This is a genomic window from Microbulbifer regidiadema (SeqCode) (genome assembly GCF_052467605.1).
Window position 1 is genome coordinate 4005686 of record NZ_CP174316.1, and the last position, 15699, is coordinate 4021384.

Here is a 15699-nt window from a genome sequence, read left to right on the forward strand (position 1 = left end):
TGTAGCAATCAGCCGTATGCTGCGGTTTCAGCCACTGCGTTTGCAGTTGCGGCTGGAATCAATCCGTTGACCATCAGGGTGACAGTGCGTTCCAGTAGCGGTGAGTCCAGAGTAATGGCACCGCTCAAAATTTCATACTCAAGGTTCAGAATCGTACCGTGGGCAATTTGCGCAGCGGCTTCAGAATCAGACAGACCCAGCAGCTGGAAGAATTCCTTAATCAGGGATTCTCTAGCGTGATTGGCCATCCGCACCGCGCGGGTTAATTGCTCATTGCGCAGCGCTTCATTGCGGAATGCCAGCTCAACCAATCTGCGATCGCGATCTTCAGACTGCGTGCGAATATGAGTAAGAATAAAGTGAGTCAATTGCTGAATCAGCAGTTTACGGCTGCTGTGCGAGGCTCGTTCTTGTGCCGATAAGTTGCGTGCAGCACTAAAGCTCTCTTCCTGTAATTGACGGGTAGCTTCGAGCCCCTGTTCAACGAAATAAGTAAATGAATCGCTGATCAGGTCATTTAGATCTTTGAAATAATAAGTGGTCGCGGCGAGAGGAACGTTAGCTTCGCGGGCTACGGCACGGTGCCGGATTCCGCGGATACCTTCTTTAACGATCAGTCTCAGAGTGGCCTCTAGAATCGCCTTGCGTCGCAAACGGCTATCTGCGCGTTGGGCTCGGCGGCCGTGGTAGACCAGTTCAGACTTTCCGGTGTCTACAGTCATAGCGTTATCCCTATCTTATTGCATTGGCACCGATAGCAAGGTGAAGCTGTTCGGCCGTGCCATTCTAGCGAAACAGAATTAAAAAAAGGGAATAACGCTATTACATTTGATTACACGAAAATTACACCGGTATAGCGTAATTAGGTTAAATAGCCGGGTTTAATGGCTGACGGATATCACTCTAAAAACGTAAAAAGTGAAAAATTAACAGGAAATAGGCGGCCGAGGAGGATCGGTTTTTGGCTTTTGGTGAAATAGCCAGAATTTTGCAATCGAGGGGTAAATTTAATTTTCCCTCGATTGCAGAATTTAATTGATTAGCGAGGTATTTCTTTAAGAAATTTTTCCAGTAACACGCACACGTTTTGAGCCGGGAATAATTTTAATTTTTTGGCTTTTCTGTCTCTCAATGCCGATATCAATGGCATTTTTCCCCGCAATTAATAAGCCGGCGACCAGAAAGGCACCGGGCGGTAGCACGGCGACGAGAACGCCGGGATAGTCGCCGCCAAATACAGAGAGGCTCCAGTCTTTGGCGATAGGGCCAAATAATAAATCCATATCTGAAAATAGTGTGCCCTGCCCCAGAATTTCTCTTATCGCGCCAATAACAATCAGCACCGCAGTGAAACCGACCCCCATCATCAGCCCATCCATCAAGGAGGGGAGTACCGGGTTTTTACTGGCGAAGGCATCTGCCCGCCCCAGAATTGCGCAATTGGTGACAATCAGGGGGATAAAAATACCCAGCACTAAATAAAGCTCGTAGGTATAGGCCTTCATCAGCAGCTCAACGCAGGTCACGAAGGTGGCGATAATCATCACCGAGGCCGGCAATCGGACCGTATCTGGAATTTGTCGCCGAATAAGGGATACCGCCAGATTGGAGCCGATAAGAACGACGGTGGTGGCCAGGCCCAGGCCAATGCCGTTAACCACGGAACCGGTGACCGCCAGCAGCGGACAGAGCCCGAGTAGCTGTACCAGTGCCGGGTTATTTTTCCACAGCCCGTTGTGGGCGATTTCCGTATAGCCGGGAGTTGCCATCAGTTTTGCTCCTTAACCGCCGTCGGCTCTTGTTCTGAATCGATTGCAGAAGTCTCAATCTCTACGGCTCGCTGGGACATTGGCGCATTAAATATCTGTTCGTGATGCAGGCTGACAAATTCAAGCACCTGGTGCACCTCATTGACGATGGCGCGGGGAGTAATTGTGGCGCCGGTAAACTGGTCGAAAACACCGCCATCCTTTTCTACTTTCCAGTCGGCCGAGGGCGGATTTTGCAGAGACAGGCCGTCAAATTGCAGCACCCAGTCGCTTTTTTTTAGCTCGATTTTATCACCGAGCCCCGGGGTTTCAGTGTGGCCTGTCACCCTCACTCCGGCGATAGTGCCATCGCGGTTGATACCGACCAGCATTTTAATTGGCCCCGAGTAGCCATCGGGTGTGACCGCAGGAACAATCACCGCAGAAACTTTGCCATCCTCCTCCCGTGCGAGATTGATATCTCCGCCCTGTTTGAGACCCAGCTGGTTCCAGTAGGACTTTGGGATTGGGTAGGTGTCCACCAGCATATCGTTGCTGTGGCGCTCCAGCGGGATAATTTCCAACAGCGCTTTTGCCGAGGCCTCGCGAATGGCTCTCTTGATCGGTTCGCGAGTGGTAATTTGTGTCACCGCCAGAGTGCCGGCCGTGACCAGGGCAATCACTGTGAGCACGGCGGCGTTGGAGGCCATCGATTGCTTGAGCATCAGTGTTCCTCCAGGTCGGTGGCGCGGCGGCGCTGCTTGTGACCATAGGTGCGCGGGAGGGTGTAATTATCGATGGTGGGTGTGGCAAAGTTCATCAACAGCACGGCGAAGGCCACCGCATCGGGATAGGTTCCCCAGGCCCTAATGATATAAGTTAACACGCCAACACCGGCGCCAAAAATTAGCCGGCCCCGATTGCTGGTAGCGCCGCTGACCGGGTCGGTGATAATAAAAAAGGCCCCGAGCATGGTGGCGCCGGAAAATAAATGCAGCAGCGGGGAGCCCTCTGACAGAGAGCTGCCACTGTCGTAGAAAAACAGGGAAATCAGCGTCAGTGTAACCAGCATGGCAACGGGCGCGTGCCAGGTAATAATGCCGCGAAATAGTAAAAACAGGCCGCCGAGCAGGAAGCCGAAGCTGACGCTCTCCCAGCCGATGCCGGCAAAAGTGCCCTGGTTGAGAACGGGCTCCAGTTCATAGAGCTGGGATAACAGCAGTGATTCGTTGAGCCGCACAATTTCAAGCGGGGTTGCGCGGGTAAAGCCATCGACGTTATAGCTGCCGATCACCAGGGAGAAGGCCTCCTCCAGACTGGGCGTGCCACCGATAACCTCGGCGGCGCCCACCCAGCGGGTCATATCTACCGGGAAACTGATCAGCAGGACAACATAGCCCACCATCGCGGGGTTGAATGGGTTGTAGCCCATGCCGCCATACAGGTGCTTGGCCAGTATGATCGCCACCGCAGTACCCACCAGCGGCAGCCACCAGGCGCAGTAGGGGGGCAGGGCGATGCCGAGGAGTAGTGCGGTGACAAAAGCACTGTAATCCCGCAGGTAGAAGGCCGCCGGCCTGCCGCGCAGTTTCATCACCGCCGCTTCGCACAGCAGCGCGGTAATGGTACACAGGGCAATATTGATCAGTACTCCGATACCGAAGTAGATCACCATGGCCAGCACACCGGGAATGGTGGCGGCGGCAACTTGCAGCATGACTTTGCCGGTGTCATTGCCGGAACGGGCGTGAGGGGAGGTGGCGCGCATCAGAGACATTATTGCTTTCCGTCCTGTGCGGTTTGTTGTTCGCGCATTTTGTTTTCCAGTTTCTCTTGTAGCTTTTCCAGCGCGCTTTCAAATGCGCCCAGATTGGCATCATCTTCATCTCGCGCCTTCTGTAGGCGAGCTTCGGCTTTAGTGACGCGCTTGCGCAGGGCCTCGATATCTGCGGCGAGCTTATCGGCGTCACTCATCTGCGCGCGCGCCTCTGCGGCGGCGCGGGCTTTGGTAATTGCCCGCACGGCTGCGCTGGTCTCTTCCTGATTGGGCTCTCGCGTACTGTCCCGGTCGGCGCGGCGCTCGGCCAGGGTCAACTTGTGCTGCGCCTCCTGCAACTTCACCTCGGCGGCTTTGAGTTGCGCCGCCAGTTGGTCGCGCTGGCTTTCCTCGGCGCTTTCCAGCTTGTTGCGCATACGCTCCACTCGGCTCTGGGCACTGGAGAAGGTGCGCTGGGCACGGGCCAAAAGCTGTTTGGGGTCTTCCTGGCGGGATTTGACCCGGGCCAGGGCGGCGGCGACAACGTCCGCCTCCTGTTTTTCAGCTTTGGCCGCCGCAGACTCCGGGTTTTGCTCCCTCTGCTGACGCGCCTGCTCGGCGGCTTTGCGCCGGGCTTCGCGTTTGGCCTCTTTTTCTTTTTCGGCCTTTTCGAGGCGCAACTGGCGAAACTCGAAGCGATCGCGGGCGCGGTCGGACTTTTCCTTTTCCGCTTCAGCGGTGCGAATTGCTCCCTTGGCCGCGCGGTAGTATTGGACCAGGGGGATGGTGCTGGGGCAGACATAGGAGCAGGCGCCGCACTCGATACAGTCAAACAGATTGTACGCCTGCAACTTTTCCCGCTCATCGGCGCGGGCATACCAATAGAGCTGCTGTGGCAGCAGCGACGCGGGGCAGGCCTCGGCACAGAAACCGCAGCGAATACAGGCCTGGGCCACGGGGGCCGGGGGCAGCTCCTCGAAGGTGGGCACCAGCAGGCAGTTGGTCGTTTTTACGATCGGAGCGTTCAGGTCGTCAATCGTATAACCCATCATGGGTCCGCCGATAATGACTTTTTGCATCAGGCGGCGGTGGATGCCGTGATAATTGAGGATGTGCTGTATCGGGGTGCCGATCGGCACCTCGATATTGCGCTGTTGCTCCAACGCCTTGCCGACCACAGTGGTCACTCGGCTGACCAGCGGCTCGCCAAAGCGAATGGCGCGGTATAGCGCCCGGGTGGTGCCGACATTTTGGCAGACAATCCCCACGTTGGCCGGCAGTCCCTTATTGGGGACTTCGCGGCCGGTCAGGATTTGGATCAGCTGCTTTTCGCCCCCGGATGGATACTTGGTGGGAAACACCACGATATCGAAACGGGTGCCCTTGGCGGCCTTGCGCATGGCGCGGATGGCCTTGGGCTTATTGTCCTCGATGCCGATCAATACCCGCTCCGGTTGATCGAGGATATGGGCGAGGATCTCGATGCCGGCAATAATTTCATCGGCGCACTCGCGCATCAGCATATCGTCGGCGGTGATATAGGGCTCGCACTCTGTGCCATTGATAATCAGAGTGTCAATTTCGGCGCCGCCGTGGGGGTCCAACTTGACGGCGGTAGGGAACCCCGCGCCGCCCATACCGGCAATACCGCAATCGCGGATCTTGTCCAGAAGCTCGATAGGGGAAACCTGGCGGTAATCCTCACAGGGACTGAGATCGCACCAGGCATCTTCGCCGTCGGTGCGAATCACGATACAGTCTTCCAGTAGGCCCGAGGGGTGGGGCACCGGGTGGGGCTCTATGGCTATAACTCTGCCGGAACTGGGGGCGTGAACCGGACAGCTGATCAGGCCGTCGGCCTCGGCAATTTTTTGCCCCTTCAACACCGTGTCGCCGAGTTTTACCAGTGGCTGTGCGCTGGCACCGGAGTGCTGTAGCAGCGGCACGATCAAATCTTCGGCGAGGGGGATTACCCCTATCGGCTCGGCGGTGCTCTGGTGTTTATTTTCGGGAGGGTGTATGCCGCCGGGAAAGTCGTTGGGGCGCAGCTCCCGCGCTTTCTCGCTGGCAATCAGCTGTGCATCGCGGGTCGCGCGTCTCTCCTGCACGGCCTCTCTCTGTTGTGTCTTGCTGTCGACGGAGCTCAAACCGCACCTCCCCCGGTGTTCTGTTGGATAGCGCGGCGGTCGCTGGCGATCAGGGCCGCGCTATCACTGGGCTTGTGTGGATGCCAATTTTGTAAGGGTGTCGCCACAGGCACCATATCGATACAGTCCACCGGGCAGGGTTCGACACAGAGGTCGCAGCCGGTGCATTCATCGGTGATTACTGTGTGCATATACTTGGCGGCGCCGGCGATGGCATCTACCGGGCAGGCCTGGATGCACTTGGTGCAGCCGATACACTCGGCCTCGCGAATAAACGCCACCCTCTTGATATCTTCAACGCCGTGTTCGGCGTCCAGCGGCATGGGCTCTATATCCAGCAGGTTGGCCAGTTCATTGATGGTGCCCTGGCCCCCGGGCGGGCACTTGTTGATGGTGTCGCCGTTTACAATCGCCTCGGCGTAGGGGCGACAACCGGGATAGCCGCATTGGCCACACTGGGTTTGCGGCAGCAGGGCATCGACCTGCTCAACCAGTGGATCGCCCTCGACGCGAAAGCGCACGGCGGCAAAGCCCAACAGGGCGCCGAATACCAGCGCCATACCGCCGAGTATCAGCAGCGGCGGCGAAATTTGTGAAATCCAGTCCAGCATTACAACCCCCTATACCAGACCGCTAAAGCCCATAAACGCCAGTGACATCAGCCCGGCGGTGACCATGCCGATCGCGGCACCGCGAAATGGCAGCGGGACATCGGCGGCGGCGAGGCGCTCGCGCATCGAGGAAAATAAAATCAGCACCAGGGAGAAGCCCACTGCGGCACCAAACCCATAGAGGGTCGACTGTATAAACGTATGTGCCTTCATGGTGTTCTGGAGGGCGACACCCAAGACGGCGCAGTTGGTGGTAATCAGCGGCAGGAAAACCCCCAACACCTTGTACATCAGCGGGCTGGTTTTCTGGATAAACATCTGTGTGAACTGTACGACGACAGCAATCACCAATATAAACGAGATGGTGCGGAGGTCCTCAATACCAAAGGGCGCCAACAGGTAAGTGTTGACCAGGTACGAGCAAATAGAGGCCAAGGTAAGTACAAAAGTGGTAGCGCCGGCCATACCCACAGCGGTCTCCAGTTTATTGGAGACCCCCATAAACGGGCACAGGCCGAGAAACTGCACTAACACGTAATTGTTAACCAAGATGGTGCTGAGCAGAATGACGGCAAATTCGGTCATAACAAGTCCGGTTGAAGCCCGAGGGCAGATTGCGCGAACAGCGGCAAGTGGCGTCGGCAGCGTTTAGGTGAGACTAGTACCTTCCTGGGGAGCACCGTCGAATGCCGCGCTGGGCGGCTATTATGGGTGAGTCGCTGGGGGGCTTCAACTTGTGCGCGAAGCGGCGGGGAAAAGGGGCGACTTAGAACACGCTTCGGTTTGTGACAAGTACAGGATCGGTGATCCAGTTTGAGCGCTGCTGTTAAGTAGAGGGTATCGGCAATGCAGTATATTGACCGATCGGTACCCTTGGTTGAGAACAACGTTAATTTCACTTGGAGCTATTTAATGTCGAATCAAACCTATACCCCACCTAAAGTTTGGCAGTGGGATAAGGACAGCGGGGGCGCTTTTGCCAGTATCAATCGCCCGGTGGCGGGCGCGACCCATGATAAAGCGCTGCCTGTGGGACAGCACCCGATGCAGCTCTACTCGCTGGCCACGCCTAACGGTATCAAAGTGACGGTGATGCTGGAGGAGCTGTTGGCGCTGGGGTTTGAGGGGGCGGAGTACGATGCTCACCTGATTCGTATCAATGAGGGAGAGCAGTTCAGCAGTGGATTTGTACAGGCAAACCCGAACTCTAAAATTCCAGCACTGGTGGATCACAGCACCACGCCACCGATTCGGGTATTTGAGAGCGGTTCCATATTGCTGTATCTGGCGGAAAAATTTAATGCCTTCCTGCCCCATACGCCGGAGCAGCGCACCGAGACCTTGAACTGGCTCTTCTGGCAGATGGGAGCCGCCCCTTATCTTGGCGGGGGCTTCGGCCACTTCTATGTCTACGCGCCGGAAAAGTATGAGTATCCCATCAATCGCTTTACGATGGAGGTGAAGCGCCAGTTGGATCTATTGGATCAGCAATTGGCCAAGCACCCCTATATTGCCGGCAGAAACTACACCATTGCCGATATCGCTATCTGGCCCTGGTATGGCACCCTGGTTCTCAATGAGGGCTATGGCGCGGCGGAGTTTCTCGATGCCCAGAGTTATAAAAATCTCAATCGCTGGGTGGGGGAAATCGCTGAGCGCCCCGCCGTAAAGCGTGGGCGTATGGTCAACCGGGTGTGGGGCGAGCCCGCCGGACAATTACATGAGCGCCATAGTGCCAGTGATTTCGAGGAAAAGACCGAGGATAAAGTTGCCGGCAAGGTTGCGGATTAACAGGTTGCTGAAATAGTAGTGCTTATTGGGTAAGCCAGTGCCACACCTCTGAGTGGCACTGCTGGGCAGATTGCCGGCGGGGTTAGAAAGCCCGCAGACTCACTATAAATTGAATGACTTGTGAGGTGCGCGGCAGGTGCCATAATTTTTCTGCGGCGAAACCGGCAACCAGCGCTATTCCCAGCACCAGGGGCAGGGGGATTGCGTGTATACGCGCCTCAATATCTTGCTGTTGCTGGTTTAGGATGGCGACAACGCTGAGTCTCTGTCGCTCGCTAGTGAGGCGGCACTGTTCAATTTGTCGATTTAAAGATTTCAGTGGCATCGTTTAAAGCCTCTTTGACCTGCCGTTTGGTTTCCTCAAAACCAAGCAGCGGCGCCAGTCTTTTTTGATAGGTTAACACCCCGGCTAAAATAGCGACCTGGGCGAGAATAAAGGCCAGAAAAGCAAAATAAATAGAGTTGGAAAAATAGTAGGCAATAAGCCCGACACCGGCGCAGAGGCTGACAACCAGGGACGCCCACAGCGGCAGGATAATCAGTTGCAAAGTAATAATACGCCTGCCGGCACAGACGGTTCTATCCAGTTCTAGTTGAAATAGTTTCTGGATATTGGCCAGCCATGCGCTCAGCAGGGTTAGGGTCGCCTCGACACGGGCGAGGGTTATCTCCACGCCGTTTTCACCCTCTCCATCAGTCGGCTCCTCTGAGGGAGAAGGTGAGGCTTGATCCGGGCTGCGTTTCTGCGCAGCGGCGTCGGCGCCTGAGTCAGACGCTTGGGACTTTTTTTCATTGCCCATCAGCAGGTGTCCTTCCCCGTCGTAAAAAAGAAAACAGCACTACTTAAACAGTTTCGCAATGGCCCAGCCAACCACAAATGCACAGCCAACGGCGAGAATGGGGCGCTCTCGCAGTGAGGACTCCGCTCTTTCCATAACGTTACTTGCGCGCTGTTTCTGGGATTCTACCGAGGATTTGGCTCTCTCTTTCAAGCTGCCAGCAGCTTGTGATGCCGCCTCTCCTGCAAGATTATAGGCCTGTTGCAGCTTCTCCCTACTGGAGTTCGTATGTGGAGATCTTGCGGTTGCCATCGGGGTTCTCCTCTCGGGGTTGGATTGCCGAGGAAGTCTATAGTCGCGTGTGATGATTCCCACTTGAAAAAGCGCTTTTTTCAGGCAATGTTTGCACAGAGCGCCGCTGTTGCGGGGGTGATTTACGGGCCGGAAGGGTACTGGGGATTAGGCCTGCGCCGGCGTCTGCCGGCGACGGGAAAATGGCAGTGCAGCGCTGATTAATGGCGGCCGCTGTCACGCTGCCAGGACACAATATTTTCCACCACGCCGTTTAGGAGGCGCTGGCGTGATTCACGGCTTATCCAGGCGTTGTGGGGGGTGATAATCAGGTTGGGAATAGCGCCGTCCAGCAGTGGATGATCGACAGGTGGGGGCTCCTGGCTGAGTACGTCCAGAGCTGCACCGCCCAGGTGACCGCTGCGCAGTGCCTCTGCCAGTGCCCGCTCATCGACTAGGCCGCCGCGCGCGGTGTTGACCAGCAGCGCCCCCGGTTTCATTGCGCGGATAAATCGCTCGTCCACCAATAATTCAGTTTCTTGCGTGAGCGGGCAGTGCAGACTGATAACATCGGATTCTGCACACAATTGTTTTAAAGCGGTGCGCCCCTCAGCGGGGGCACTGCGGAATGATTCGGCCACGAGCACGCGCATATCCAGGGCTTGGCCCAGTTTTGCCACTTTTTGTCCGAGCGTGCCGAAACCAATAATACCCAGTGTTTTTCCCGAGAGTTCAATAACGGGGTGATCGAGCAGGCAAAAAATTTCTGACTGACTCCAGCGGCCGGCCAATACATCGCTGTGGTAGTTGTGCCACTTGGATGCGAGAGCCAAAATCAGCGCGAGGGTGTGTTGCGGTACTGATGCATCGGCGTAACCCTTTACGTTGTAAACGGGAATATTGAACTCCTGCGCGGCGCTGAGATCAATATTGTTGGTGCCGGTTGCACAGACACAAATCATTTTTAATTTTCCGGCCTGGGCCAATAAGCTGCGATTTATAACGACTTTATTGGTGACGATAACTTCGGCTTCGGCGATCCGCTCGGCGACTGTTTCAGGGGAAGTGGTCTCATAAAAATCCCACTGGTCTAGACTATTTATTAAGGCCGAGGTATCCAGCTCCTCGAGCTTCATTGTCAAAGTGTCCAGAAATACGCCGCGCATGGCATCTCCTCGATAGGTTTGCTGTGTGATGGATATGCTACGGCAGTGCGGCTCGAATACAAAATTTTACTGGTGAGCGGCCTTGTCGGTGGATACTATTGGCTACGGTTGGTTTTTTCGGGGCCTTTCTTGTCGCAATTGAAGGGGGGCTTTCATGGGAATATCGGTCACGGCTGCCAGTCTAGTTTTTATCTCTGCATTTCTTCACGCTGGTTGGAATTTATTGGGAAAATCCCGCACACCGACCCCGGCTTTTTTTTGTATCGCGACCTTGAGTGTTGGAATATTTCTTTTACCGCTAAATCTCTGGCTTTTATATCAGGTTAACTCTCTCCCGCTCAGTTTTTGGCTGCTCCTTATCGGCAGTGGTTTTTTTCAAATGATTTATATGGGGGGATTATCGCTGGCTTACCAGCGGGCGAATATGGGACTGGTCTACCCCGTTGCGCGGGCGCTGCCGGTACTGCTGGTTGCGCTGGCAACGATTTTACTGGGGCAGTCACTGCCCCCTCTCGCCTGGGGCGGCATGTTACTGGTCACTATAGGTTGTCTGCTGGTGCCGCTCGTGTATTTCCGCGAGTGGCACTGGCGCGTCTACTGGCGCGCCGACTGTGCCTGGGCCCTGGTTGCGGCGATCGGCACTGTGGGTTATTCGCTGGCGGATAAGGGCGCATTGGTATACCTGGGCGCGGCGGCGCAGGAGAGCGTGCCTTCCGTGGTGCAGGCCTACAGTTATCTGGGCATGCAGTTTCTCGCCTGCGGCTTGTGGCTGTTGCTGGGGTGTTTGGGGCAGAGTGGTGGTGCGCAGCTATTGCACAGTTTGCGGGACCTTAAAGTCGGGGCCCTGACGGGAATGATGATGGGCGCGACTTACGGCCTGGTACTGCTGGCGATGACGATGACAGAAAATGTGAGCTATGTGGTGGCTCTCAGGCAGCTGAGTATCCCCCTCGGCGTAGGTCTGGCAGTTTGGCTGCTCAAGGAACCGGCACACAGACCCCAGCTGTTGGGGGTGGGGTTGGTGTGTGCCGGCTTGATTGCGGTTTCCCTGCGCTAGCGCGGCCTAATTACATCACGCGCATACCGGGCTTGGCGCCCTCGTGGGGCTCCAGTATCCACAGGTCTTTACCGCCGGGGCCCGCCGCCAACACCATGCCCTCACTGACACCAAAGCGCATTTTGCGCGGCGCCAGGTTGGCGACCATCACGGTGTGCTTGCCCTCCAGATCTTCCGGCGCGTAGGCGCTCTTGATACCGGCAAACACCTGGCGGGTTTCGCCGCCCAGGTCCAGGGTTAAGCGCAGTAGTTTACCGGCACCTTCCACGTGCTCGGCCTTGGCGATCAGGGCGATGCGCAGGTCTACTTTGGCGAAGTCGTCAAACTGGATTTCGGCGGCAATGGGGTCCTCGGCCAGGGGACCGCTAGCGGCTTTACTTTCCGCCTCCAGCTGCGCCAGGGACTCCTTGGCGGCGTCCATAATGGCATCCACCTGAGTTTTCTCCACGCGCTGTAGCAGCGGTTTGAACTTCTTGATCTCGTGATCTGCCAGCGGGCGGATAGCGCTGTCCCAATCCAGCTCACAGTCGAGGAACTCCGCCGCTTTTTGCGCGGTATTGGGCAGTACCGGGGCCAGCCAGGTGATCAGGGCGCGGAACATATTGACGCCCTGGGAGCAGATTGCCAGGACCTCGGCTTCGCTGCCCTCCTGCTTGGCCAGGGACCAGGGGGCCTTGTCGGCGATCCAGGCGTTGGCGGCGTCGGCCAGGGCCATAATATCGCGCATGGCGCGGGCGTATTCCCGCTGCTCGTAGTAATCGGCAATGCGCGGGGCCGCCTCTACAAACTGGTTCCACAGCGCCTCGTCGGCCAGTTCGCCGGCCAGCTTGCCGCCGGACTTGCTGACAAACTTGGCGGTGCGCGAGGCGATATTGACCACTTTACCCACCAGGTCAGAGTTTACCTTGGCGATAAAGTCATCCAGGTTCAGGTCCAGGTCATCGACGCCGGCGGTCAGTTTGGCGGCGAAATAATAGCGCAGGTACTCGGGGCTCAGGTGGTCCAGGTAATTGCGCGCATTGATAAAGGTGCCGCGCGACTTGGACATCTTTTTGCCGTTAACGGTGAGGAAGCCGTGTACGCAAACTTTGTTGGGGGTGCGGAAGTCCGCCGAGTCCAACATGGCCGGCCAGAAGAGCGCGTGGAAGTTGACGATATCCTTGCCGATAAAGTGATACACCTCGGCATCGCTGTCTTTTTTCCAGTAGGCCTGCCAGTCCAGCCCGTTGCTGTCGCAGTAATTTTTCAGGCTGGCCATATAGCCGATGGGGGCGTCGAGCCACACGTAGAAATATTTGCCCGGCGCATCGGGAATTTCGAAGCCGAAGTAGGGGGCGTCGCGGGAAATATCCCACTCCTGTAGGCCCTCTTCCAGCCATTCGGCCAGCTTGTTGGCCACTTCATCCTGGAGGGTGCCGGAGCGGGTCCACTCGCGCAGGTATTCGGTAAAGGCGGGCAGGGTAAAGAAGAAGTGCTCGGACTCTTTTTCTACCGGAGTGGCGCCGGAGATTGCCGACACCGGATCGATCAGTTCGGTAGGGCTGTAGGTGGCGCCACAGGCTTCACAGTTATCGCCGTACTGGTCGGGGGTGCTACAGCGCGGACAGGTGCCCTTGATATAGCGGTCCGCCAGAAACAGCTGTTTTTCCGGGTCAAACGCCTGGGTAATGGTGCGCGATGCGATGTGGCCGTTGTCGCGGAGGCGGCGGTAGATCATTGCCGACAGCTCGCGGTTTTCCTCTGAGTGGGTGGAGTGGTAGTTGTCCACGCCAATCAGGAAGTCGGCGAAGTCGCGCTCGTGTTCCGCCTGCATATTGGCAATATGCTGCTCCGGGGTCAGGCCCAGTTGTTCGGCTTTCAGCATAATTGCAGTGCCGTGTGCATCATCGGCACAGATATACAGGCAGTTATTACCGCGCGCACGCTGGAAGCGGGCCCAAATATCGGTTTGGATATATTCGAGCACATGGCCCAGGTGTAGGGAGCCATTGGCGTAGGGCAGTGCGCTGGTAACGAGAATGTTGCGCGTATCGGACATCGGTTTTTCCATCGCTGTGGGTTGCGGCCGGGGGCTCTTGCGGAGCGGGCCGGAGATCGTCAAAAGACCGCAGAATATAGCAGATTTGCACTATGCCGTGGAGGGATCTAGCGGGCTTGAATTAACCGGCGGCTGCTGGCCAGTGCTGGTGTTAGGTCGCGTCATCCGACACAATGCGAGCCAACCTAGAAGCGCTGAGAGGGAGATACCGTGAGCGATCATCATCACGAGCATGACGAGCTATCAATGGAGGTTCAGGCTGAACTGGAACATCTGGCGGAGTGCCTCGGCCAGTTGCACGATCCCGCCAGTGGTTTGCCACTGGATGACCTGGACGCAGAAATCGAAGTGGGATTTGCGGATAACACTGTTTTTGCCGGGGTTACCCTGGGCTACCCCTGTGGCAGCCAGGAGGCGGATTGGCTGCGGCGCGCAGAGGCGTGCTGTCAGCCGCTGTTGAATACTGGAGCGCTGAAGGGCTCGGCTTTGCAGTTCGAGCTGTTTAGCGATATTCCCGCGACGCCCACAGCGGGAGCGCCGGAGACCCTGGCCAAGGTAAAAAATATTGTTGCTGTGGCGTCTGGCAAAGGCGGGGTGGGCAAGTCCACCACAGCGGTCAACTTGGCCCTGGCCCTGGCGGCCGAGGGCGCCCGGGTGGGCCTGCTGGATGCGGATATCTACGGCCCCAGCCTGCCCACGATGCTGGGCACGGAAGATCGGCGCCCGCAGGTAAAAGCGCAGAAATTCTTTGTACCGGTGGAAGCTCAGGGTATCGAAACCATGTCCCTGGGCTATCTGATGACCGAGGAGACCCCGGCGGTGTGGCGCGGTCCTATGGCCAGCGGCGCGCTCAACCAGATTCTCAGCCAAACCCTGTGGGGGGAGAGCCGCGATGGCCTCGACTACCTGATTGTGGATATGCCCCCGGGCACAGGGGATATCCAATTGACACTGGCACAAAAAACGACTTTGGCCGGTGCGGTGATTGTAACGACGCCCCAGGACCTGGCCCTGAAAGATGCGATCAAAGGGGTGGAAATGTTCCGCAAGGTATCTGTGCCGGTGCTGGGTATCGTGGAGAATATGGCACTGCACACCTGCTCTAATTGCGGTCACAGCGAACCGATTTTCGGTAGCGGTGGCGGTGAGCGCATTGCGGCGGAGTACAGCACCCAGTTGCTGGGTGAGCTGCCGCTGGCCCAGAAAATTCGCGCGGATGTCGATAGCGGGCAACCCAGTGTGGTCGCCGATCCAGGCAGTGAAATTGCCGGTTTTTATAGGGAGATTGCCCGCAAAGCGGCCGCTCAGATCTGGCTTAACAGCGCTGACGACGACGATATGCCGGAAATCGAAATAAGTTGAACCCATTCGCGATACTGATCACAAAGAAATAATTTTCTTTGTTTTTCGGTTTTTACCGGGCCCCAATATTCCTATATTGATGCGGCCCGGTGTTCCCCTTATCCCTGGTTTTTACGCGATAGATTTTTTGCGTGGGGCTCGCCTCTGTTGCAGGACGGGTACGCGAGTGCAGTGAAAATACTCCAGAGACGGCCGGTAAAAACATAGGGATGTTTTGCTTTCTTATTTTTAACCGTTAAAAAGTCGATAATTTTGTGATCTGGTCCACTTTTTATTTTGCGGTGGCTATATTGCTGGTTTTTTTATCGTTGGCTAAAAATATTTGCTGCTGAGAGCGATAAACCGGGTTTACGGTTGCAGTATTTGCGCCGATAAACGTCGTATCTTTTATACAGCTATTGGGTTGGTGTTGCTGTAGAGGTAAATATCAGGAGTGTACGAGAAAAAAGTCCGCTGTAGAGGCGGTATCCAATACCGCTAGGACAATAAAAAGAGGCATTGCGGAAGCTGTAGTCGATAAAAATAAAAAAGACAAGCGCACGGGTGCTGTTATCAATGAGTTTTCATATTAGCTATCAAGCGACAGGGGGTATAGCGCGTGTACTTTTTTTGGGTCCGCTGGGGTATGCGGACAAAATAGAAGCCACGGCGCGATTGGTGGGTAAGTATCGCCACCGAAAACCCCTACGCGTATTACTCGACCTGCGCTATGCGCGCAGCCACATTACTTTGGAGGAACATCAGAAATATATTCGCTATATGGCAGAGAATTCGGTGTTGCGACGGGCTTTTATCGCGGTGTTGCACCCGCGCAGCCGCTGGACCTGCCCTCTGCCCAGCCACAGCGCCTACCTGTGCCGGTTTAGCTCGCGGGAGTTTATCGTGGAGGCCGAGGCAGAGGCCTGGCTGGCCCAGGCGAAGGGCGCAGCGCAGCCTCTGCTGGCACTTTGAGA

16 protein-coding genes are annotated in these 15699 nt (G+C 56.3%); 4 read left to right on the forward strand and 12 right to left on the reverse strand.

Annotated elements, in window-relative coordinates:
• Window positions 1–8: 8 nt before the first annotated feature.
• The 7 genes from ACJJIF_RS18100 to rsxA form a co-directional block, all read right to left on the reverse strand.
• Window positions 9–722, reverse strand: coding sequence for a TetR/AcrR family transcriptional regulator (locus tag ACJJIF_RS18100; RefSeq protein WP_444929679.1), 714 nt, complete (start codon window positions 720–722; stop codon window positions 9–11).
• Window positions 723–1055: 333 nt separating this feature from the next.
• A complete protein-coding gene (locus ACJJIF_RS18105; RefSeq protein WP_444929680.1) occupies window positions 1056–1769 on the reverse strand; it encodes an electron transport complex subunit E in 714 nt (237 codons plus the stop codon).
• A complete protein-coding gene (gene rsxG / locus ACJJIF_RS18110) occupies window positions 1769–2473 on the reverse strand; it encodes an electron transport complex subunit RsxG (protein WP_444929681.1) in 705 nt (234 codons plus the stop codon). The genes ACJJIF_RS18105 and rsxG overlap by 1 nt, the downstream gene beginning before the upstream one ends.
• On the reverse strand, window positions 2473–3525 hold the full coding sequence (gene rsxD, locus ACJJIF_RS18115; protein WP_444929682.1) for an electron transport complex subunit RsxD: 1053 nt from the start codon (window positions 3523–3525) through the stop codon (window positions 2473–2475). Before rsxD ends, rsxG begins: the two co-directional genes overlap by 1 nt.
• A complete protein-coding gene (rsxC, locus tag ACJJIF_RS18120; protein WP_444932379.1) occupies window positions 3525–5576 on the reverse strand; it encodes an electron transport complex subunit RsxC in 2052 nt (683 codons plus the stop codon). The genes rsxD and rsxC overlap by 1 nt, the downstream gene beginning before the upstream one ends.
• A gap of 71 nt (window positions 5577–5647) precedes the next feature.
• Complete coding sequence (rsxB, locus tag ACJJIF_RS18125; protein ID WP_444929683.1) at window positions 5648–6262, reverse strand: electron transport complex subunit RsxB; 615 nt, start codon at window positions 6260–6262, stop codon at window positions 5648–5650.
• Between the two features lie 9 nt (window positions 6263–6271).
• Complete coding sequence (gene rsxA, locus ACJJIF_RS18130; RefSeq protein ID WP_444929684.1) at window positions 6272–6847, reverse strand: electron transport complex subunit RsxA; 576 nt, start codon at window positions 6845–6847, stop codon at window positions 6272–6274.
• Between the two features lie 327 nt (window positions 6848–7174).
• Between rsxA and yghU the strand changes: the two genes are divergently transcribed.
• A complete protein-coding gene (gene yghU, locus ACJJIF_RS18135) occupies window positions 7175–8053 on the forward strand; it encodes a glutathione-dependent disulfide-bond oxidoreductase (RefSeq protein WP_444929685.1) in 879 nt (292 codons plus the stop codon).
• Between the two features lie 82 nt (window positions 8054–8135).
• On the opposite strand, the gene ACJJIF_RS18140 is transcribed toward yghU, so the two are convergent.
• From ACJJIF_RS18140 to ACJJIF_RS18155, 4 genes are all read right to left on the reverse strand, one after another.
• Entirely contained in the window at window positions 8136–8378 is a 243-nt protein-coding gene (locus ACJJIF_RS18140; RefSeq protein ID WP_444929686.1) for a hypothetical protein, read from the reverse strand.
• A complete protein-coding gene (locus ACJJIF_RS18145) occupies window positions 8347–8853 on the reverse strand; it encodes a hypothetical protein (RefSeq protein WP_444929687.1) in 507 nt (168 codons plus the stop codon). Before ACJJIF_RS18145 ends, ACJJIF_RS18140 begins: the two co-directional genes overlap by 32 nt.
• 39 nt (window positions 8854–8892) lie before the next feature.
• Window positions 8893–9144, reverse strand: coding sequence for a hypothetical protein (locus ACJJIF_RS18150; RefSeq protein ID WP_444929688.1), 252 nt, complete (start codon window positions 9142–9144; stop codon window positions 8893–8895).
• 200 nt (window positions 9145–9344) lie between these two features.
• Window positions 9345–10289, reverse strand: coding sequence for a D-2-hydroxyacid dehydrogenase (locus ACJJIF_RS18155; RefSeq protein ID WP_444929689.1), 945 nt, complete (start codon window positions 10287–10289; stop codon window positions 9345–9347).
• 154 nt (window positions 10290–10443) lie between these two features.
• On the opposite strand from ACJJIF_RS18155, the gene ACJJIF_RS18160 reads away from it, so the two are divergent.
• Window positions 10444–11346, forward strand: coding sequence for an EamA family transporter (locus tag ACJJIF_RS18160; protein ID WP_444929690.1), 903 nt, complete (start codon window positions 10444–10446; stop codon window positions 11344–11346).
• A gap of 10 nt (window positions 11347–11356) precedes the next feature.
• Here ACJJIF_RS18160 and metG read toward each other — a convergent pair whose 3' ends face one another.
• Complete coding sequence (gene metG / locus ACJJIF_RS18165) at window positions 11357–13384, reverse strand: methionine--tRNA ligase (protein ID WP_444929691.1); 2028 nt, start codon at window positions 13382–13384, stop codon at window positions 11357–11359.
• A 210-nt stretch (window positions 13385–13594) separates the two neighbouring features.
• Between metG and apbC the strand changes: the two genes are divergently transcribed.
• On the forward strand, window positions 13595–14746 hold the full coding sequence (apbC, locus tag ACJJIF_RS18170) for an iron-sulfur cluster carrier protein ApbC (protein ID WP_444929692.1): 1152 nt from the start codon (window positions 13595–13597) through the stop codon (window positions 14744–14746).
• A 555-nt stretch (window positions 14747–15301) separates the two neighbouring features.
• Window positions 15302–15697, forward strand: coding sequence for a hypothetical protein (locus tag ACJJIF_RS18175; RefSeq protein WP_444929693.1), 396 nt, complete (start codon window positions 15302–15304; stop codon window positions 15695–15697).
• Window positions 15698–15699 lie beyond the last annotated feature (2 nt).